The organism is Maribacter sp. X9 (genome assembly GCF_048537565.1).
Taxonomy (GTDB): Bacteria; Bacteroidota; Bacteroidia; order Flavobacteriales; family Flavobacteriaceae; genus Maribacter.
The window spans coordinates 2,717,489-2,738,008 of the sequence record NZ_CP183215.1; the positions used below are offsets into that span (position 1 = coordinate 2,717,489).

A 20,520-nucleotide genomic window follows, 5' to 3' on the forward strand; every position below is an offset into this window, starting at 1 on the left:
TGATTAGTTGCGGACTTTTCCAACGGAAAATGTCCGCTCGTCTTTAAAGATAATTGATTGCAAAGGATTCCGTTTAAGGAATCCGCCAGCAATTAATTATACACCGTGTTGTAAAACGTTTTTTTATTCATACTGGCTTAATTCAAATAAGAGATGATTTTTCATATCCACGGCGGAAACGTGAACAGTATTAAAATCCGAATTCGGAAATCCGGCTAAATCCACCCTTTCATTTTCTAAATCGGTTAGCCATTCCATAAAATCGTAAATATCGTATTCAATGACTTTGTAGTCTTTCCAATCGTCAGTTAGAAATAGTTCCGCAAACTCTTTTTCAGGCCAAACAGGAATAACGCTTAAACCATTTGAACCAATCATAACATATTTATCTTCATTATCAGCAATTAGATAAATCGTTTCAAAGTCGGCTACCTTTCTCAATAGATACCCGTATCTTTCTTTTGAGTCAAGCGCAAAAATGTTTTTAATTTTCTGCTGGTTCATCTGAATTTCTATTCTATGCTAAATGTCTTAGTCTTTCTTTAAAGATAATTCTGTCATCTGTACATTTTGCTCTCAACCAATTTAATGGCTTCTCAGAAATCTGAAAATCTGGCAAGTCCTTGATTTCGTCATAATTCAAAACTTTTAAGTCCTTTTTTCTGATGATTACTTCAATAAAATCGTTTGGGTCAAGAAAAAAATCCGTGTTCAAATTATACTTTACAGAAGATTCATCTTCGTTCAATTTAAAAGCTTTGTAATGAAAAGCGGTCATTTTCTAAATGTTTTACAACAATTGTATATGCGTACTGGTACGTATATTTCTTTTTTGTCCGTACTAATCTAAAGGATTTTTAATTGATTCAAAGGTATTTACCGCTACATGGGTGTAGATTTCTGTTGTCTTGCTCGATCCATGGCCTAGTAGTACTTGAATTTGACGCAGATCAACACCCGATTCTAGTAAATGAGTGGCAAAACTGTGCCTTAGAACATGGGGTGTTACCCTAGTTCTTATCCGTGCTTTTGCCGACGCCGTTTTTACGATTTTGAGTACGCTTTCCGCACTGTACTGTTTTCCCGGCCCGCCTTCAAAAAGAAATGTGGTGGGTTTATATTGTTTATAATAAATGCGAAGATGTTCAAGTGCGGTCTTGGACAATAGGGTATTCCGGTCTTTGTTTCCTTTTGAATCTTTCACCAAGATCAGCATGCGTTTACTGTCCACGTCGTTTATTTTCAGGTTCAACAGTTCACTGCGCCTTAATCCAGAACCGTACAAAAGTTCTATGATACATCTGTGCTTTATATTGTTGGTGTTATCGATAATGGAAAGAATTTCTTGCTTTGAAATTACAATGGGCAGTTTCGATGATTTTCTAGGACGCTCAATCTCATAAAATCGGTTCGGCATCCCTAAGACCACCTCGTAGTAGAATTTTATAGCGTTGATCATTTGATTCAAATAGGAGTTCGATACATTTTTATGGATCAAAAATTGAAGAAAGGCCCTGATATCACTTTCATCAAGGGTTGCCAATTCCCTGTCCTTGTAATGATTGATGAATATTTCAAAGAAGTTGACATAGGTTTTTACGGTAGCGTTGGCATACCGTTTCAATTCGAGTTTTAAAAGGTATTCTTCAGGGCAAAGGAGGTATCCTGGTAGGGGCTTTCGTTTTCTGAACCAAGAAACATCTACCGGTTCATCACTTTTATTTACAGGCCTGTTTGAAAGAAAACGGTTATAATTGATCCAAACAACGCCCTTGAAGGTGTTGAAGATCACGCCTAGGTTTTCTTTAGTATGGGGTAAATACGCCATTTGGTGCGCAGAGCTCCATTTAGGGTTGGGCAAGCCTTTGATCAGACCCTGTATAAGTCTGTCCGGAGAAAATTTTATACCTATCATCTTTCGGCCCTTGATCATCAGATTATATAGGGTTATGGATTTTAAAGGTGGTGTATTAGAGGAAGCCATACCATATACTATTGGAATAATGAATAAAACAGCAATTTATAGGTTAGAAATGATTTAGTCGTACCTTAAGCGAATAATGTTCGCATAGGGATTCACTTAAGTTAATGGAAATGAGATTACAACATGAATGTCTGTACTGTAAAAGGCAACTTACCGGTAGGACGGACAAGAAATACTGCAACCTGCACTGCAAGAGTGCCTACCGGTACCAAAAGGAAAAGGAACGGCCGGAACGTTTCTACAATAAAGTGGACAACCAGCTGAGACTGAACCGGAAGATCCTAAAGGGACATAACAAAGGGGGCAAGGTAACGATCAGGAGCAATGTGCTTTTGGAAATGGGATTCGACCCAAATTTCTTCACCCACTATTGGAAGAACCAAAAAGGGGAGGTGTACCTGTTCGTCTATGAATACGGATTCCTTAAAAAGACCGAGAACGGGAAGGAAAAATATGTGCTTGTCACTTGGCAGGAATATATGGAAAAATGCTAAATTCTATCTTTTACCTACAACAATCTTGAAAATGTCTATTCATAAAGAATTACTAACTGTTTCTTTCAAGAATTTAAAGAAAGTATTTATAGTAATTGGATAACTTTCAATAAAATTTATTGCGAACTATCGAATAATAAGAAATTGTAAAAAATCAAATTCTATTCTTATGGTCTAAAGAAAACGACATTAGTGAATGTACGAAGTATATATACTAAAATGTTGTACCCAGTCTGTTTTTTAGGAATAAAAAAAGGGCTTCAATCTCTTGAAACCCTTGTTTTTTGTAGTAGCGAGAGGGGGGCACGATCCCCCGACCTCCGGGTTATGAATCCGACGCTCTAACCAACTGAGCTACCTCGCCATGGTATTTTTAAACGGCTGCAAATATAGGGGTAATTTTTTTGATCTTCAACTAAAGAAACTTAAAAAATTATAGGCAGCAATTATTTTTTTATCATTTAGAAATATATATATTGCTCGGCATAAAGAAGTATGAAAATGAGTGATAAAATAAAATTTGAGATAGAGTTCGTAATTCAATCATCCCCACAAATGCTATATCAGTACTTGGCCACACCCTCTGGTCTGTCAGAGTGGTTTGCAGACAACGTGAATTCAAGGGGTGAGAAGTTCACCTTTATCTGGGATGGAGCAGAGGAGGAGGCTAAACTTTTGAAAAGAAAGACTGACGAATTTGTACGTTTTGCTTGGGAAGAGGCTGAAGGGGATAGCTATTTTGAAATGAAAATTATTGTGGACGAAATTACGAAGGATGTTTCTTTGTTCATAACCGACTTTGCCGAAGAAGATGAAATCGATGAATCTAAAATGCTTTGGACGAATCAAGTGTCCGATCTAAAACAGGTCTTGGGTTCTTCCTAGAACTATACATATTCTGAGTATCTTTGGGCCTTAAATTTTTAAGGCTTTTTTTATGCTCAATTTTAATGGAGAACTGCTTGAAGGCAGCGTAAAGTTTTTGGACGCCACCAATAGAGGATTACAGTTCGGTGATGCCGTTTTTGAAGAATTAAGAGTGGTTAACGGATCTGTTTATTTTTTAGAAGACCATTATTTGCGGTTAATGTCCTCTATGCGCATTCTTCGGATGGAAATTCCTATGGAGTTTACCATGGAGTTTATGGAAGCTGAAATTTTAAAAACAGTTAAGGTCCAGAGTTCCATGGAGGCCAACAGTATTAAGTTCACCATTTTTAGGAATAGTGGTGGGGGCTACACACCAACCACTAATACCATTTCTTTTTTAATAACCGCCGAAAATTTAGATTCTACATTCTTTACGATTGAAGATGCAGATTATGAAGTAGAACTTTTTAAGGATTTCTATAAAAGTGCTGGTATGCTATCTAATTTGAATACCAATAACCGCATCCTTAACGTAGTAGGAAGCATTTATGCACACGAAAATGACTATCACGACTGTCTTTTGCTAAATGAGTCTAAAATGGTCGTAGAGGCATTGAACGGTAATATTTTTTTGGTGAAGGATTCTACGATTAAGACACCACCGCTAACTGATGGGTGTTTGAATGGAATTTTACGACAGAAATTAATAAACATTATTTTAAAATTGGAAGGCTATAACTTCTTGGAAGAAAGCATATCGCCATTTGAGCTTCAAAAGGCAGATGAACTCTTTATACTAAATAGCATTAACGGAATTGTTCCAATTACGAAATATAGAAAGAAATCGTTTTCAAAAGCTACCTCTAAAAGTTTAATCGGCAAATTGAACGCTGCGGCAAGAATTACATTGAGTAAAACTTCTTAGTTTAAACTGGGGTTCTCAGGGGCATTCGACCATAATAAATAATCGCCCCCCAACAGGATCATATTTTCTTTCCAGAAAGCATTGGCGGCTTTTTCTATAATTCTACTTTCGTGTTCATTTTCAATGACAATCCAAGATTTAGACGAAAGTTCTTCGTCCAATTGTAAGGAAGACCAACCCGAATAACCTAAAAAAAAGCGGATATCATCTTCAGAAATGATTTCTTTGTTGATCAGTTCAACAGTGGTTTCAAAATCGCCTCCCCAATAGATACCATCAGAAATTTCTACACTATTGTCGATTAAATGAGGCACTTTGTGAATAAAATAAAGATTATCTTGTTCAACAGGCCCACCGTTATATACTTGAAAAGGAATTTCTATCTCAGTGACCAAATCATTAATTTGATATTCCAAAGGCTTGTTAAGGATAAAACCAACTGAACCTTCATTGTTATGTTCTGCCAGTAAAACAACAGATCTATTAAAGGAAACATCGCCTGTTAAAGAAGGCTCTGCAATGAGTAATTTACCCTTTGTTGGTTTTAAAGATACCATTGGTTGTTTATGATTATATTCCTAAAGTAAGACAAATCCTTCTAAATGCAAAAACATAGAAACAAAAAAAGCGCCCAATAGAGGCGCTCTCAAAAAATATTTACGTAAAACTAGTTTACAGCTTTGCCTAAATCGGCACCTGCTTTAAACTTTACTACATTTTTGGCTGCAATTTGGATAGTTTTTCCAGTTGAAGGGTTTCTACCTTCTCTTGCATTTCTTTTAGATACAGACCAAGACCCGAAACCTACCAAAGAAACTCTGTCTCCTTTTTTTAGGGATTTTTCAACATTTCCCAAGAAAGATTCCAATGACTTTTTAGCCGCAGCTTTTGTGATGCCAGCGTCAGCTGCCATTGCATCGATCAATTCTGTTTTGTTCATAATGTGATTAATTAATTGTGATTAAAATAATTTTATACCTGATAACAAATTTATATGGATTTATGAGCAACACAAGTAAAACAGCTGTAAATCCCTTATTTTGTTGATAACTCAGGCCGTTTGTTAATAAAGTAGGGTTTTTTTTACGTTTCTCGCAGCCCAATAAGGACGGGGCTTTACAGCATTTCGGCGTTTTCGTCTAATTTGAGTCCGTTTAACACATCTTTTGCTTTCATTCTTTTTTTACCTTGAAGTTGCAGTTCTTCCAAAATTATAAAACCACCTTTAACGGCAACCTTAATTTCATTTTTTGAATGTTCAAGAAACCCTATGGCCAAGTTGTGGTCTTTTTCTTCCACCCTAGCTTTATAAATTTTGGTAATGATTTCTTGTCCGTCATTTTTCAAGGTGGTCCATGCCGCAGGATATGGGCTCAGGCCGCGTATGAAGTTATATATCTTTTCTGTGGATTTTGTCCAGTCTATCTTACTGGTGTCACGATGAATTTTATAGGCAACCTTAAGGTCACCGGTATTACTTTGCGCTGTAGTTTCAAAATTACCATGCTGTATGCGTTTCACTGTTTTGATGACCGTTTGGCCACCTAAATGCATCAATCGATCATGTAAGTCTTCGGCATTATCCGTCTTTTTGATAATAGTTTCTTCTTGAAGGATTATTGCCCCGGTATCTATTTTCTCATCAATAAAGAATGTAGTGACCCCAGTTTTTTCTTCACCGTTGATAATGGCCCAATTAATCGGTGCCGCCCCACGGTATTGGGGTAGAAGCGAAGCATGTAGATTAAAGGTGCCATACTTAGGCATTCCCCAAACCACCTTGGGCAGCATTCTGAACGCAACGACAATCTGCAGATTAGCTTTCAATGATTTTAAGGTATTCAAAAACCCTTCATTCTTTAGATTGGTAGGCTGCAATACCTCAATATTGTTCTGTAGGGCATATTGCTTTACGGCGGACTCATTTAATTTCCTTCCCCGGCCGGCCGGCCGATCAGGGGCGGTGATTATACCAACAATGTTGTACTTCTCCTTTACGAGTACATCCAATATGCCTACCGCAAAATCTGGTGTACCCATAAATATTATTCTCAATGCTTCCATAATTATATATGTTCGTATGCGTTCTTTGAATTAAGTTTAATACTATTCTCTTCTAATAGTTCTTGTAGGGCAATGACCAAAGATGCTTGGGGTATATCAAGTTCTTCTTGAAGGTCTCTTGAGGTAGCCCATTTTGTTTTTAATAGTTCTACGATTTTTAATTTTATCCTTGAAATATCATTTGAACCTAAAGATTTCAGTTGACAAACATCACAAATACCACAAACCCCTTCTTGTTTTTCTCCAAAATACCGTAAGAGTTGTACACTTCTACAGATCTTATCGTTTTCGATATAGGCTAGCATTTTTGAAACTTTATTGCTTTTAATTTCGTTTTGTTCGGTAATGGTTCGTGAAAACCGATTTATGGTACGATCATCATCTCGTGGCACCAAAAAGGTAAGTTCCAAATCATTAGTGAAACTATTATATGAAATAAGTTCATCTTTGGCCAATCGCTCAAAATTTGAGTTCACAATAGCTTCTGTAATATTTAGCTTTTTAGCCAATAGATAAGTGTTTATTTGGGTTTCGAATTCAAATAATCCCCCATAGGTGCGTAAGACCACCTTTATGAATTGTTCTAGTTTGGGATTTTGGTCAATGTATCTGAATAAGGTATCCTTGTCCGTTATAAACTGGATGGTTATTTTTTTCGTAAAATTTTCAGAAAGTGAAATAACCGAGTTACGGTCTAAAATAAGTAAAGCATTATAGGTCAAATACGTATTCAGTTTATAAACTGCACAGAATTCATTAAAATTAAGCGGAAATTTAGTTTCTGTAAATTCCTCAAAACCGATTTGAAAATAGTTGTTCAATTTTCGGTAGACCATTTTTACAAAGTCCACATCTGGCAAAACTTCTAAAAATTGTTTCTGTACCATTACTTTATCTGACGTATTGGTCAATAAAATCGCTTTTGCAAATGCTCCGTTTCTACCTGCACGCCCTGCTTCCTGAAAGTAATTCTCTATACTATCGGGTATTTGGTAATGGATCACCAGTTCAACATCGGGCTTGTCGATCCCCATACCGAAGGCGTTGGTGGCCACCATTATGGATACCTTACCTTGCAACCATGCATTAAGACGTTCCGTTTTACTATTTTGGTCAATCCCTCCATGGTAAAAAGTGGCCTTTATACCTTTTGCTACCAGATACCTTGAAAGTTCTTCAGTCTTTCTTCTATTTCTTACATAGACAATCACACTATGCGTCAATTGTCGACAATAGCGTTTTAGTTGACCATTTTTATCTTCTGATGTGAGTACCGCAAAGCCAATGTTATTTCTATAAAAGGAGTCTTTTTTGACCAAAGGATTCTGTAACCTTAAAGAATCGATAATATCAGTACTAACTCTTTTGGTAGCAGTAGCCGTTAAGGCTACTATTGGTGGGGCGGAATGTAAATCCCTTAAAATGGAACAACTTAAATAGGCGGGGCGAAAGTCATGGCCCCATTGTGAAATACAGTGGGCTTCATCGATGACAAAAAGGCTGACGTTCATAGCCTTTATACGTTCCTGAACCAATTCTTGCTGCAAGCGTTCGGGTGAGAGGTAGAGAAATTTATAATTGCCGTAGATACAATTATCCAATAACTTATCCACATCGTTGAATTTAAGTCCGCCTTTTAAACCGATGGCTTTAATTCCTAAGCCTTGCAGGGTGTCGACTTGATTTTCTATTAGTGCGATCAACGGCGAAATCACAATGCAGATCCCTTCTTTCATCATGGCCGGAACTTGAAAACAAATGGATTTACCGCCCCCCGTGGGCAAAAGGCCCAAAACATCCCTTCCTGCGCAAATTGCACCGATGATCTCTTCTTGGGAACCCCTAAAACTATCAAAGCCCCAATATTGGGATAAAATGTCCTTTGGCGTATTATCCACCGGTTTCATCTATAAGTTGCAATACAAATCGCATACGTTCTTCAATCGGGCCAAAAGGCACTTCAATAGGGTTATAGCCTAATTCGGTATACTTTGCTTCCAAATGATCGTGGATGTCGCAAGACTGTTTAAAATCTTCCATACGTTCGTTATCCTGCACATAAATCGCTTCCCATGGGGGAAGAATCAATACTTCGTCATAACGGTTTTCGGTGCAGATATCAATAAACCCTTGATCGTAAGATTGCTTGAAATAATCCATATAGGCTAGAACATCGGGTAGACCACGATCATAAAAAACATGTTTTTCTTCTAGGGCCTGTGCTTCGATAAAATGGTTTAGCCGCGCATTTAAGAGTTGGTCGTTGAAACTTTTAGAATCATTGACGAAGGCTATTGGGTTAACAAGTTCATCAGTGAATTCTTTGCCGTTCAACGCTTCTAAGGTCATGGTACGTATAACTTCATGAAAACAATAAAATCCATTTTCTTCCAGTGATGATATCAATACCGTTTTGCCTGTTCCCGGTCCTCCTGTTATAACAATTCTTTTTTTGTTCAATAGCTTAGCATATAGAAACAAAAGTACATAAACCATGAGTATTAAAAAACTGCTAGATTACACTTATCTTTGTATAAATTAGAAGCCATGGACGAAAATAATCCAGAAGAATTTTATAAAAAGTTAAAGGAACAATTGGAGGATACCTCCAAATGGCCATCAGATTATCTTTATAAATTCATTGTAAAAAGTGAAACCGCTAAAATTGCCGAAATCCATAAAATATTTGATAATATGGGAGCGGTCATCGAATCAAAAAAGTCAAAAAAAGGTAAATATACCAGTGTTTCGATTACTGTCAATTTGAAAGATCCCGATGCGGTTATAGAAAAATATAAGGAAGTAGGGGAAATTGAAGGGGTAATCTCTTTGTAAAATAGTATTTCATCTATAATTTTCTTAATTTGGCAACGTTATAAGAATACTTCTTCAAACATTTTAAGCTAAAATTTTCAATTTGCAATTAGTAGAAAACCTAGAATATAATACGGAGCGTCCGCATTTGATTATTCCTGAATACGGTCGTCATTTCCAAAAAATGGTAGATTATGCCGTTTCTATCGAGGATGACGTAGAACGAAATAAAGTAGCCCAAGCGATTATAAGTGTAATGGGGAATTTACAGCCACACTTGCGTGATGTACCCGATTTTCAACATAAACTTTGGGATCAATTATTTATAATGTCCGATTTTAAATTGGATGTAGAATCCCCATTTCCGATAACCTCAAAGGAAATTTTGAGACAGCGCCCCGAACCTTTGGAATATCCCCAGAATTTTCCAAAATATCGTTTTTACGGAAATAATATTAAGCGTATGATAGATGTTGCAATAGGATGGGAAAAAGGTGATAAACGGTCTGGATTAGAATATGCCATCGCCAATCACATGAAAAAATGTTACCTCAATTGGAACAAGGATGTCGTTGATGATAAGGCTATTTTTAAACATTTGTACGAATTAAGTGATGGCCAAATCGATTTAGCGGCAGAAGGTGAAAGTCTAACAGATAGTGGGCAGTTCCTTAAAAATCGTGTGGCCAAGACCCCAAGGACTACTTCTGGCAAGAAAAATCAACGAAACAATAACCGCGGTAAGAAACGCTATTAAATTTCCACTCATCTAGATGGGAACATTCAAAATTGAAGGAGGTCACCAATTATTCGGTGAAATAACGCCTCAAGGAGCAAAGAACGAAGCACTTCAAATACTTTGCGCCGTATTACTTACAGAAGAGAAAGTCACGATCAGTAATATTCCTGATATTGTTGATGTCAATAAACTTATAACCCTATTAGAAGATTTAGGGGTGAAAATCCAAAAGAAAGGGAAAGGTTCCTACACTTTTAAGGCAGACGATGTAAATATGAACTATTTACAGTCAGACCAGTTCAAAGAAGACGGTAGAGGACTGAGAGGTTCCATTATGTTAGTCGGGCCATTATTAGCACGTTTTGGAAAAGGATATATACCTAAGCCAGGCGGCGATAAGATTGGTAGAAGACGTTTAGATACCCACTTTGAAGGGTTTATAAAATTGGGAGCTAAATTCCGTTACAACCGGGAGGAATATTTCTACGGTGTAGAAGCTGAAAAATTGGTGGGCACCTATATGCTTTTAGATGAAGCTTCAGTAACAGGAACTGCCAATATCGTAATGGCAGCGGTTTTGGCCGAAGGTCGTACCACTATCTACAACGCGGCTTGTGAGCCCTACCTACAGCAATTGTGTAAAATGCTGAACAGGATGGGAGCCAAAATCAGCGGCGTTGGATCCAATTTATTGGTAATCGATGGCGTTGACAAATTAGGGGGAACAGAACACCGTATGCTACCTGATATGATCGAAATCGGTAGTTGGATCGGCCTCGCAGCTATGACTAAAAGTGAACTGACCATTAAAAATGTGAGTTGGGACGATTTGGGTCAAATTCCGACGGTTTTCAGAAAAATAGGCATTCAGCTCGAACGAAGGGATGACGATATCTATATCCCGATCCACAACGACGGTTATGAAATACAAAATTATATCGATGGTTCTATCTTGACCATTGCCGATGCGCCATGGCCAGGATTAACACCTGACCTTTTAAGTATTATACTAGTGGTAGCAACACAGGCCAGAGGTGAAGTTCTTATACATCAAAAAATGTTCGAAAGCCGACTATTCTTTGTAGATAAATTATTGGACATGGGGGCTAAAATCATTCTTTGTGATCCGCACAGGGCCACTGTTATAGGCCATGACTTTAAATCTACCTTAAAAGCTACAACGATGACCTCTCCAGATATTAGGGCAGGTGTATCCTTATTGATCGCCGCATTATCTGCAAAAGGAACGTCTACCATTCATAATATCGAGCAAATCGATCGTGGTTATGAAAATATAGATGAACGTTTACGTGCCATTGGCGCTAAAATTACAAGGGTCTAAATTATCTAAAAATAAAGAGTCCTTAAAAAGATTCCCTAAAAAAAAGCGTATACAATTTTGTATACGCTTTTTTTTAGGGCGCTATATCCTTCTTTTTAGCTAGTATTGTTTAGGGAACGAATTTCAACCATACAGCTATACTATTCTAACGTTTACTTTTCCACTACTGTACCGTCTGGATATTTTGCAAACCTACCACGGTCAGCATCATGCACATTATCGGGATGTCGCCATGGCCATCCGCCGAATTGTGTCAATCTGAATTCATCCATCGATTTTTGCAATTCTTCGTTGGTATTCATTACAAAAGGTCCGTATTTGGCCACTGGTTCACCAATCGGTTTCCCCTGTAGGACAAGAATATGTGCGTTTTTAGCACCAGCTGTTAAAGCTATGTCTTGCGAAGCGTCTACTTGTATACCATGATCAGGCTTCACCAGTTCACCGGCAATAGCTAGCGTATCGCCTTCATAGAAATAAATAGTGCGAATGGTATCACTACTTGATCTAGGTAGTCTAATAGTGCCGTTTGCGTTAATATGGATGTTCCAAACGGCGACATTGTGATCGGGTTCGGCCGCCCAAGAATCAGGGGCCGGGTCTGGAGCTTTTTGTTCATTGAAATCACCGGCTATGACTTTGACGGTACCTTCCTCTAAATTAATTATGGGAATATCTTCATGCCATAGCATTTTAAAATGTGGATCTACCAATTTACTTTTCTGGGGAAGGTTCAGCCAAATTTGAAAAAGTTCCAAAGTGTTTTCGGTTTCGGTATGTAGTAACGGAAACATTTCTGAATGCTGAACCCCATTTCCGGCGGTCATCCATTGTACATCACCTTCGCCAAAGCGTCCGGCGGCGCCCAAAGAATCAGAATGGTCACAGAAGCCTTTATTGACCACGGTAATCGTTTCAAAGCCTCGGTGCGGATGGGCAGGAAACCCAGGAATGGTAGTTCCATGGTACATGCGCCAGCCGTCTTTTCCGATAAAATCATTTCCCAAATTTCTGCCTTCTAATGAACCGACCGGTCCCATTTCTCCATTACCTTTTGGAAAGTGGTCCAAATGATAAACGCAGAATAAAAAGGGATCTTCGGTTTGCCATGGAAAGCCTAATTTGAATAGTTGTTTGATTGCACTGTTCATAATATCTTAAAATAATGTTTGTATTTATTTAATGGGCCGCATCATTGATTTCTACCCAATTATTTTCTGGGTCTTTCAAGTAAATTTGATGAACTCCATCTGCTCTTAGGGTTACGGCATTTTCTTTGCCCGGCCAATCCCAATAGGTAATGTTTGTTTTCTCTAAATAGGCGATCAGTTCATCTAGTTTTTGTGTCGCCAAACAAAGATGTACACTTTTACTGTGCTCCATGGCGACACTGTCCTTTTCTATGAGGTGTAATTGGGAATTTCCTTGAATACGAAACCATTTGAAACCAGTAGGGGCAGAGGGATGTGGAATTTCTTCCAAATGTAAAACATCCTTATAAAAGGCGCCCACTTTCTCCAAATCCTTGACAATAAAGGAATAGTGGTCATATTGAAAATCAAAGGATTGTGCAGATGCAAAACCTCCAGCGATAAGAGCAAATAATACGAGTATTTTTTTCATTTCTATTTTAAACATTTAGAGTTTCAAGATACTTAAAAATGAAAGAAGCTACCGAGATGGGTAGCTTCTTTTAACGTTAGGTTGGGTTTATTTACCATTTAATGGTGGAGGACCATCGATCATGGGCTCATAAACTTCGTCTCCTTTTCTCGTCTTGAATTCTTCTTTTACTTTAGTAACCAGTTTGGGGTCATTGAAAAGATCTAGCATCGTCATGGCCATGGCCTTTGAAGCGTGGATCATTCCTTTGTGTCCGATCGACATGCCACCACAAGCAACAACGGCCCATGAATGCCATGGTGTTCCTGTTGGTGCTACCGATACCCCTAAGTTGATATTGGGAACGTTCCAACTTACATCTCCCACATCTGTTGATCCACCGCCCGGACTTTCTTTTGTTTCTTTTAATGGATAGACATTACCATCCATACCTACTTCAGGTTTACCCGTTGCTTTTTGTATCGCTTTTCCAAATTCATTTTCTTCTTCAGTATAGGTAATAGGGCCTAATAATTCTAAATTCTCCTGCATGATTTCTCCTCCAGAACGATTTACCAAGGTTTCATAAATTCCAGAAACTAAAGTGATTTTGTAGTCGACGTTCGCCATGATCGCGGCACCTTCGGCCATAGCTTTCACCCGTTCATAGGTAGGTAACATATTTGAACGTTTAGGATCTCTTACCCGTACCCAAAGTTTTGCATAATCTGGTACTACATTCACTACTTGCCCCCCATCTTGTATATGATAATGTATACGTGAAGTTGGTAAAATATGTTCCCTGTAATAGTTAATACCTGTAGTGTAAAGCTCCAATGCATCGGCGGCACTTCTACCGTTCCAAGGATCCATTGAGGCATGGGCTGCCTGCCCATAGAATTCCACTATAAAATCGACCAATGAAAGACCACTTTGCACATCTGCCTCTATACCTGCAGATGGATGCCAACTTACGTTAACATCTACATCATCCCAAAGTCCGGCTTTTACCATCCAAACTTTGGCGAAGTATTTTTCCTCGGCCGGAGTACCCAAGAATTTAACGGTCCCTGTAATTTTACCGGCATCCATCATTTCTTTAATAGCAATAGCTGCACCTAAACTTGCGGTACCGAACATGTTATGACCGCAACCGTGCCCAGGAGCTCCTTCCTTTAAAGGTGATTTGTCTGGAGTAGTTTTTTGAGATAAGCCTGGTAGCGCATCAAACTCCCCTAAAATACTGATTACTGGACTTCCCGAACCATACGTTGCAGTAAATGCTGTCGGGATATCTGCTACACCTCTTGTAACCGTAAGTCCTTTTTTTTCTGCATAATCCGCCAAAATACGGGAAGATTCACTTTCGTCAAAAGCCGTTTCTGCAAGAGCCCAAATGGAGTCACTTATTTTAATCAATTCTTTCTTGTGGTTTTCAATGGAAGAAATGAGTCGAGTTTTGTCCTTGCTCATTTTTTGGGAAAAGAGTGGTGTACCCATGCATAAGCATAAAGCGAATAGTGAGATTTTTTTCATTTTTGAGTTTGGTTTTAGTGAGTTGAAATCTTCGTTTAAATATAATCAACTTCATTAGAACCCAATTTGTAAACGGCGAGAATGTAACTAGAATTATCAAAAATGCAATTAAGAAAGGGCTTCTTTGTAAGTTTCTAAACAACGCTCCCTAGCCAATTTATGGTCCACCATTTTTTCAGGATATTTCGATGTTTCGAATTCTGGTATCCACTTTTTAATATAAGCTTTGTCCTTATCAAATTTATCAACTTGGGTCATGGGATTAAAAATTCTAAAATAGGGAGCGGCATCGACACCGCTACCGGCCGCCCATTGCCAGTTTCCAACATTTGAGCTCATTTCGTAGTCCAATAATTTTTTTGCAAAATAAGCTTCTCCCCAGCGCCAATCGATCAGCAAATGTTTACATAGAAAACTTGCGACCAGCATACGTACGCGATTATGCATATAGCCGGTAGTATTTAATTCACGCATACCTGCATCGACCAATAAATAACCTGTTTCCCCTTTTTTCCATTTTTCGAATTCTTCCTCGTTATTACGCCATTCGATTCGGTCATATTTGGGCCGGAATGCACCATTTACCGTGTGTGGAAAATGCCAAAGGATGGACATAAAGAATTCCCTCCATATCAACTCGCTCCAAAAAACGGAATTTTTCTCAGCAATCGCCTTTTTCATCATTTTACGGATGGAGACCGTACCAAACCGTAAATGGGGTCCTAAATGCGAAGTTCCATTTTCTTTGGCCGGAAAATTTCGGGTATCCTCATAATGATTAATAAGGGTAGGAGTGACGTCATATTCAGGAATTTCAATACCTGATTTTTCAAACCCTATATCCGAAAGTGATAGATTAGGTAGTCGGGCATGTTCTATAAGATTTGTGAGGTATTGGCCGGTGTAGTGAATCGTTAAGTCCTTATCAACATTAAAACGCTCTTTCCATTTATTCTTGTAGGGGGTGTAAACTACATATGGGTCGCCATCATCTTTTACTATTTCCGATTTTTCGAAAATCACTTGGTCCTTAAACGTATGAAACGGAATGTCATGTTCCATCAAAAATGAAGCTACTCGGGCATCACGCTCCTTTGCGTACGGTTCATAATCACTATTCGTAACTATACTCTTGACAGTATATTCGATCGTAAGTTCTTCTATAATGGTTAAGGGTTTTCCATAATACATCGCTAATGAACTACCGTGTTCTTTCTGGAGCTGATTTCGCATGGTTTGCAAGGTTTCATATATGAACGTTACCCTTGCGTCATCTTTTGATAATTTAGAGAGTATTTCTTCATCGAAAATAAATATGGGTAGTACAGGATAATCACCTTTTAGCGCTTTCAAAAACCCTACATTATCATCTAGGCGTAAATCTCTTCGAAACCAAAAAATAGATATTTCCTTTTTTGCCATTTAATTTATATTCAACGTTGATAACCCGCCATCAACACCGATGACCTGACCTGTAATCCACGAACTTTTATCACTCAATAAAAATACCGCACTTTGGGCAATATCATCTGCTGTCCCCACACGTTTTAAGGGATGCCGCTCATCCATAGCTTCTCTCTTTTTGTCATTGTTCAAAAGGCGTCTCGCCAATGGTGTATCTACTAAAGATGGGGCGATTACGTTAATCCTAATCTTTGGGGCATATTCAGCGGCCATAGATTTCGCGAAGCCTTCGATAGCACCTTTTGCAGCGGAAACACTCGTATGGAATGGCATACCGGTACTTACCGCAAGGGTGCTGAAAAAGACCATACTAGAACCTTCATTCATCTTTGAGATGACTTCTTGGACCACTTTTACCATAGCGAAAAAATTAAGCTCCATATCTTCCTTCATAGTCTCTAACCCCATCATTTTAAAAGGTTTTAGATTGATGTTGCCCGGACAATATACAAAACCATCTAATTTTTCAGGAAGTAGCGATATATCCAAATCATCTTTAGTTGCATCGAATTCTATGTAAGTCACATTTTTATGTGACAAGGATTCATCGGTACGCGAGGCTACAAATAATGCAGCGGTATCTTGTAATTCCGTTACGATTGATCGGCCTATACCGTGCGAACCACCAATCAGTAAAATATTTTTCATTTAAAAAGAATTTAGGTTTAATTCGGTTGGAATGGAATCTATCCTTCCAAAAAGTTCTTCTAGTTTTTGTTCTCTATACCTGAAAATTGTCAGCAATTGTTTCCTCACAACTAAGGGATGTGCCAATTGACCTAACATCCCAAAAGGAATTTTGTAATCAATAATATCCTCCATGAGCACACCCTGGTCAATTACCTTAATAAAATGTTTATGATGCCATAATGCATAAGGTCCAAATCGTTGTTCATCTACAAAATAATGTTCTTTGTCAACATGAGTGATCTCCGTAACCCATTTTGTGGTAAAGCCAAAAAAAGGAGAAACTTTATACTGAATTATTTGCCCAGGGAACATCGGCCTGTCTGCTCCTGATAAAATATGGAAACCCATTTCCTCTGGCGTAATAACTTTAAGATTTGCAGGATCGGATAGAAAAGCCCAGGCTTCTTTTTTAGAAATTGGCAAAGCTTGTTTCGCAAGTAGTTGATATAATTTCATAGCGGCTATTTCAACAAATATAAAACCAATATTGTTTAATAAAAAATAATATTAATTAAACAAAAATAATCTCAATTACTCCTATTACGAAAGAGCACCGACTTAAACGATTAAAATAAATTTACATCGCTTAAATACATGGTTTTATCTTTATTGTAGTTTATTTTGTAGGTATGAAGGTAGTTGTCAAAAAAATAGGTTTCGTTTCCCTTTTTTTACTAGCTATTGGTATGCAGGCTCAAAAAAACCTACTGACCGTTGGAGCGTTACCAGAAACTATTTCAGAAACTTCTGGATTGATTTATTTCAACCATAGTTTAATTACCCATAATGATTCTGGTAACGAAGCTTTGTTATTTGAATTGGATACCCTTACCCTTACCATTAAACGGACCGTTACAGTTACAAACGTTGAAAATAACGATTGGGAAGCCATCACACAAGATGATGATTACATCTATATTGGGGATTTTGGAAATAATCTTGGTGTGCGCAGCAATTTGGCGGTCTATAGAATTTCAAAAACAGACTATCTTTCTTCGGATACCGTATCTGCTACGACCATTCATTTTTCGTATGTAGACCAAATCGATTTTTCTGATAGCGGAAATAGCGACTGGGATGCTGAGGCTTTTTTTGTGCTTCAAAATCAGCTCGTTATTTTAACAAAACAATGGCAAAGTTCAGGGTCGGTGGCGTATGCACTACCAAAAATACCCGGAACTTACATCGCAAGTAGGGTAGGGGATATTGCAAATATAGGGTTGGTAACAGATGCGACCTATGATGAAAATACTAATAGATTAGTTGTGTTAGGATATTCAAATATTTTAAGTCCGTTTATCGGTATTGTTGAAAATTTGAGCTCCCAAAACATTTTTAATGGATTTGAGCAACATTCGTTACCGCTTAATTTTGTGCAAGCGGAGGGAATTACTCAGATCGATTCTGCACAATATTACTTTTCTTCTGAGTTTTTTTCTAGGCAAAATCCTACCATTGCATCCGAATCTCGGTTATTTTCTTTTCAAATCAAATCTAATGAACCCATAACCCCAGAAGAGCCTAGTCCACCACAAGAGCATGAAAATCCTGAACCCTCAGAGGTTCCAGATAATGAGGAAGAACCGGACCGACTTGTAATATTCAGGGATAATAATACGCAACAATATCACTATTCAATAGCTACCGACAAAACCATATGTGCTCAAATTATATTTGATGTACTGGGAAGATCCGTATGGCGGAGTTCTGGAGTCGTTGAGATGCAAGGTATCATTACACCATATTTGAAAACATCGGTTTACTACATGACCCTCTATTTAGAAGATAGCGTAATTGCCACACCCTTTGTGGTTTATTAAACCCACAACAGTGTGTATTTAAGAGTTTGTTAACAAAACACACAACTGTTTATATCTAGCTTTGCTTCTTAAACTAATCAACAAAAATTATGAACAAAGTAGTACTTTTTTTATTGGCAATCGTTGCATCGCTAACGGTCGAAGCCCAGATTAATACGCCAGCACCTAGCCCAGCTGCGAAATTGTGGCAAACTGTAGGTTTGACCGAAGTTATGGTAGACTATTCAAGACCCTCTATGAGAGGGAGGAAAGTTTTTGGAAATTTAGTTCCTTTTGATAAATTATGGCGTACAGGCGCAAATTCATATACCAAAATAACGTTTGATACGGACGTAACAATCGGTGGTAGTGATGTAAAATCGGGAACCTACTCTATATTCACCAATCCAGGAGCTTCTAATTGGGACGTATTCTTTTATACAGATATCGTTGGAGGTGGAACACCAAGTACTTGGGACGAAAGTAAAGTAGTAGCACAATTGACAGTTCCAGTTCATAAAATGGATATGCCGGTAGAAACGTTCACCATAACCATCGATGATGTCATGAGTGACGGTGCGAATTTGGGAATTATTTGGGAGAATACCTATGTGGCGGTTCCTTTTAGTGTACCAACAGATGCCACTGTTATGAAAAGTATAGAAACTGCTTTAAATGGTCCTACTGCAGATGATTATTATGCTGCAGCCACCTATTATGCCAGTGAAGGTAAAGACATCAATAAAGCAAAAGATTGGATGGAAAAGGCCATGTCAATGACTGAAAAACCAGCATTTTGGCAGCTACGACAACAATCATTGATTTTGGCAAAAGCAGGGGATAAAAAGGGGGCCATTGAAGCTGCTAAAAAATCATTGGCAGGTGCTAAAGAAGCTGGTAATGATGATTATGTAAAAATGAACAACGATTCATTGAAAGAATGGGGCGCAAAGTAAGTTCCATTCCTAATATGTACGAAAATGTCCAGGTGTACACCCGGACATTTTTATTTTAAGTACGCAATACATTAACACCATCATCTATCGCCAAATGGTAATATTCTGCATCAATATTTGTTTTTTCTTTATAAGCTTGAAGTAGCGCCGCTATACTTTTAGCTAACTTAGCTGTTTGAACTAGGTTTATGGTACAACCTCCAAAACCTCCCCCCATCATCCTTGAGCCCATAACACCTTCTAATTGGTCTCCTGTAGTAACCAAGAAATCCAATTCTGGGGTGGTTATTTCGTATTGGGTGGACATGGCCCAATGGCCTTTTTTAAGAATGCTTCCTACGAGTTTTGCATCACCGATGGTCAATGCTTTTATCATGTCTCGCACTCTTTGGTTTTCTTCAATGACATAGCCCGCCCTCATAATATCGGTGGAATTAGTTGCATTCGAAATGGTACTTAAATCCTCCAAAGTAATATCCCGTAACGAAGTAACTCCTGTTTTTAGCTGCTGTACTTGCCTCACTATATTTTCGCACGAAATACGTCTTTTGTTATATTCAGAATCTACGGCCAAGTTGTGTTTAATGTTGGAGTTTATCAACACCCAACTATAACCAGTCAGGTTTATAGGGATATATTTGTGACTTAAATCTTTGCAGTCCAATAGAAACGCATTTCCTTTTTTTCCAAAAAGCACTGCATATTGGTCCATTAATCCACAATTCAAACCAATTTGATGTTCAGCTTTCTGAGCGATCAGTGCAATTTCCTCTCTCGTAAGTTCTTTTTCTGATATTTGGGTTATCGCATAAATAAAACCACAGCAAAGGGCAGCCGAAGAAGAAAGCCCAGAACCAATAGGAATATCACCACCAAATACGCAATCCATACCTTTTAATGGATAGCCTTTTGAAAGTAAAATTTCAATTATAGCCTTAAAGTAATTTCCCCAGAACGATTTGAATTGAGACGGACTGCCATCAAGCTTGAATACTATCTTTTCGGGCTGGGTTAGAAACGTTTCAATTTGTACCAAATTAAGATCGTTTGGTGCAACGGCGAAATAGATTCCTTTTTCAATAGAGGCGGGTAGCACCAATCCCTCGTTATAATCAGTATGCTCTCCAATTAGATTGATACGGCCCGGTGCCTTGACCATTAATGGGTTTGGCGCGTATTGCGCTATAAAATAATTTTTAATTTCTGTATGAACCATGGAATGGATAATAAAAGTTGAAAGC

The 20,520-nt window shown here is 38.1% G+C and carries 23 protein-coding genes and 1 tRNA gene; 8 read left to right on the top strand and 16 right to left on the bottom strand.

The annotated features are described in order from the left end of the window. Positions 1 to 123: 123 nt before the first annotated feature. The 3 genes from ACNR9Q_RS11435 to ACNR9Q_RS11445 form a co-directional block, all read right to left on the bottom strand. The gene (locus tag ACNR9Q_RS11435) at positions 124 to 504 is read right to left on the bottom strand and encodes a DUF2750 domain-containing protein (RefSeq protein WP_419211350.1); all 381 of its coding nucleotides are present in this window, start codon (positions 502 to 504) and stop codon (positions 124 to 126) included. 13 nt (positions 505 to 517) lie between these two features. Next, positions 518 to 778 carry a hypothetical protein gene (locus ACNR9Q_RS11440; protein WP_419211351.1) on the bottom strand — a complete coding sequence of 87 codons (261 nt, stop codon included), beginning with the start codon at positions 776 to 778 and terminating at the stop codon, positions 518 to 520. A 63-nt stretch (positions 779 to 841) separates the two neighbouring features. Beyond that, positions 842 to 1,933 carry a tyrosine-type recombinase/integrase gene (locus tag ACNR9Q_RS11445; protein ID WP_419214275.1) on the bottom strand — a complete coding sequence of 364 codons (1,092 nt, stop codon included), beginning with the start codon at positions 1,931 to 1,933 and terminating at the stop codon, positions 842 to 844. Positions 1,934 to 2,094: 161 nt separating this feature from the next. On the opposite strand from ACNR9Q_RS11445, the gene ACNR9Q_RS11450 reads away from it, so the two are divergent. Beyond that, positions 2,095 to 2,478, top strand: coding sequence for a hypothetical protein (locus ACNR9Q_RS11450; protein WP_419211353.1), 384 nt, complete (start codon positions 2,095 to 2,097; stop codon positions 2,476 to 2,478). Between the two features lie 290 nt (positions 2,479 to 2,768). Here ACNR9Q_RS11450 and ACNR9Q_RS11455 read toward each other — a convergent pair. After that, positions 2,769 to 2,842: transfer RNA gene (locus ACNR9Q_RS11455), tRNA-Met, on the bottom strand. A 137-nt stretch (positions 2,843 to 2,979) separates the two neighbouring features. On the opposite strand from ACNR9Q_RS11455, the gene ACNR9Q_RS11460 reads away from it, so the two are divergent. Both ACNR9Q_RS11460 and ACNR9Q_RS11465 read left to right on the top strand, forming a co-directional pair. Then, on the top strand, positions 2,980 to 3,363 hold the full coding sequence (locus ACNR9Q_RS11460; RefSeq protein ID WP_419211354.1) for an START-like domain-containing protein: 384 nt from the start codon (positions 2,980 to 2,982) through the stop codon (positions 3,361 to 3,363). Positions 3,364 to 3,415: 52 nt separating this feature from the next. Beyond that, positions 3,416 to 4,273 (top strand): aminotransferase class IV, encoded by an 858-nt coding sequence (locus ACNR9Q_RS11465; RefSeq protein ID WP_419211355.1) that lies wholly within the window; start codon positions 3,416 to 3,418, stop codon positions 4,271 to 4,273. Here the strand turns inward: ACNR9Q_RS11465 and ACNR9Q_RS11470 are convergent. From ACNR9Q_RS11470 to ACNR9Q_RS11490, 5 genes are all read right to left on the bottom strand, one after another. After that, positions 4,270 to 4,830: a YqgE/AlgH family protein gene (locus ACNR9Q_RS11470; protein WP_419211356.1), complete on the bottom strand. Its 561-nt coding sequence runs from the start codon at positions 4,828 to 4,830 to the stop codon at positions 4,270 to 4,272. The genes ACNR9Q_RS11465 and ACNR9Q_RS11470 overlap by 4 nt on opposite strands. 110 nt (positions 4,831 to 4,940) lie before the next feature. Continuing rightward, a complete protein-coding gene (locus ACNR9Q_RS11475) occupies positions 4,941 to 5,213 on the bottom strand; it encodes an HU family DNA-binding protein (protein WP_419211357.1) in 273 nt (90 codons plus the stop codon). 176 nt (positions 5,214 to 5,389) lie between these two features. Next, the gene (gene fmt, locus ACNR9Q_RS11480) at positions 5,390 to 6,337 is read right to left on the bottom strand and encodes a methionyl-tRNA formyltransferase (RefSeq protein WP_419211358.1); all 948 of its coding nucleotides are present in this window, start codon (positions 6,335 to 6,337) and stop codon (positions 5,390 to 5,392) included. A 2-nt stretch (positions 6,338 to 6,339) separates the two neighbouring features. After that, positions 6,340 to 8,244, bottom strand: coding sequence for a RecQ family ATP-dependent DNA helicase (locus ACNR9Q_RS11485; RefSeq protein WP_419211359.1), 1,905 nt, complete (start codon positions 8,242 to 8,244; stop codon positions 6,340 to 6,342). Then, the gene (locus ACNR9Q_RS11490) at positions 8,228 to 8,797 is read right to left on the bottom strand and encodes an AAA family ATPase (RefSeq protein WP_419211360.1); all 570 of its coding nucleotides are present in this window, start codon (positions 8,795 to 8,797) and stop codon (positions 8,228 to 8,230) included. Before ACNR9Q_RS11490 ends, ACNR9Q_RS11485 begins: the two co-directional genes overlap by 17 nt. Before the next feature lie 87 nt (positions 8,798 to 8,884). Here ACNR9Q_RS11490 and ACNR9Q_RS11495 point away from each other — a divergent pair, with 87 nt between their 5' ends. The 3 genes from ACNR9Q_RS11495 (at position 8,885) to murA (ending at position 11,232) form a co-directional block, all read left to right on the top strand. Further along, complete coding sequence (locus tag ACNR9Q_RS11495) at positions 8,885 to 9,172, top strand: DUF493 family protein (RefSeq protein ID WP_419214276.1); 288 nt, start codon at positions 8,885 to 8,887, stop codon at positions 9,170 to 9,172. A gap of 82 nt (positions 9,173 to 9,254) precedes the next feature. Beyond that, positions 9,255 to 9,908 (top strand): DUF4290 domain-containing protein, encoded by a 654-nt coding sequence (locus tag ACNR9Q_RS11500; protein ID WP_419211361.1) that lies wholly within the window; start codon positions 9,255 to 9,257, stop codon positions 9,906 to 9,908. Positions 9,909 to 9,924: 16 nt separating this feature from the next. Further along, a complete protein-coding gene (murA, locus tag ACNR9Q_RS11505) occupies positions 9,925 to 11,232 on the top strand; it encodes a UDP-N-acetylglucosamine 1-carboxyvinyltransferase (RefSeq protein ID WP_419211362.1) in 1,308 nt (435 codons plus the stop codon). A gap of 152 nt (positions 11,233 to 11,384) precedes the next feature. Here the strand turns inward: murA and ACNR9Q_RS11510 are convergent, their stop codons facing one another. From ACNR9Q_RS11510 to ACNR9Q_RS11535, 6 genes are all read right to left on the bottom strand, one after another. Further along, complete coding sequence (locus ACNR9Q_RS11510) at positions 11,385 to 12,383, bottom strand: pirin family protein (RefSeq protein ID WP_419211363.1); 999 nt, start codon at positions 12,381 to 12,383, stop codon at positions 11,385 to 11,387. A gap of 28 nt (positions 12,384 to 12,411) precedes the next feature. Continuing rightward, positions 12,412 to 12,855: a VOC family protein gene (locus ACNR9Q_RS11515; protein ID WP_419211364.1), complete on the bottom strand. Its 444-nt coding sequence runs from the start codon at positions 12,853 to 12,855 to the stop codon at positions 12,412 to 12,414. Between the two features lie 87 nt (positions 12,856 to 12,942). After that, entirely contained in the window at positions 12,943 to 14,370 is a 1,428-nt protein-coding gene (locus ACNR9Q_RS11520) for an amidohydrolase (RefSeq protein ID WP_419211365.1), read from the bottom strand. Positions 14,371 to 14,478: 108 nt separating this feature from the next. Then, entirely contained in the window at positions 14,479 to 15,792 is a 1,314-nt protein-coding gene (locus ACNR9Q_RS11525; RefSeq protein ID WP_419211366.1) for a cryptochrome/photolyase family protein, read from the bottom strand. Continuing rightward, complete coding sequence (locus ACNR9Q_RS11530) at positions 15,793 to 16,482, bottom strand: SDR family NAD(P)-dependent oxidoreductase (protein WP_419211367.1); 690 nt, start codon at positions 16,480 to 16,482, stop codon at positions 15,793 to 15,795. It lies immediately after the preceding gene. Next, the gene (locus tag ACNR9Q_RS11535) at positions 16,483 to 16,980 is read right to left on the bottom strand and encodes an SRPBCC family protein (protein ID WP_419211368.1); all 498 of its coding nucleotides are present in this window, start codon (positions 16,978 to 16,980) and stop codon (positions 16,483 to 16,485) included. It abuts the gene before it with no gap. 173 nt (positions 16,981 to 17,153) lie between these two features. Between ACNR9Q_RS11535 and ACNR9Q_RS11540 the strand changes: the two genes are divergently transcribed. Together ACNR9Q_RS11540 and ACNR9Q_RS11545 are read left to right on the top strand one after the other, a co-directional pair. Beyond that, the gene (locus ACNR9Q_RS11540; RefSeq protein WP_419211369.1) at positions 17,154 to 18,344 is read left to right on the top strand and encodes a T9SS C-terminal target domain-containing protein; all 1,191 of its coding nucleotides are present in this window, start codon (positions 17,154 to 17,156) and stop codon (positions 18,342 to 18,344) included. A gap of 89 nt (positions 18,345 to 18,433) precedes the next feature. After that, positions 18,434 to 19,279: a DUF2911 domain-containing protein gene (locus tag ACNR9Q_RS11545; RefSeq protein ID WP_419211370.1), complete on the top strand. Its 846-nt coding sequence runs from the start codon at positions 18,434 to 18,436 to the stop codon at positions 19,277 to 19,279. A 55-nt stretch (positions 19,280 to 19,334) separates the two neighbouring features. Here the strand turns inward: ACNR9Q_RS11545 and galK are convergent, their stop codons facing one another. Continuing rightward, complete coding sequence (gene galK, locus ACNR9Q_RS11550) at positions 19,335 to 20,495, bottom strand: galactokinase (RefSeq protein ID WP_419211371.1); 1,161 nt, start codon at positions 20,493 to 20,495, stop codon at positions 19,335 to 19,337. Between the last annotated feature and the right edge of the window lie 25 nt (positions 20,496 to 20,520).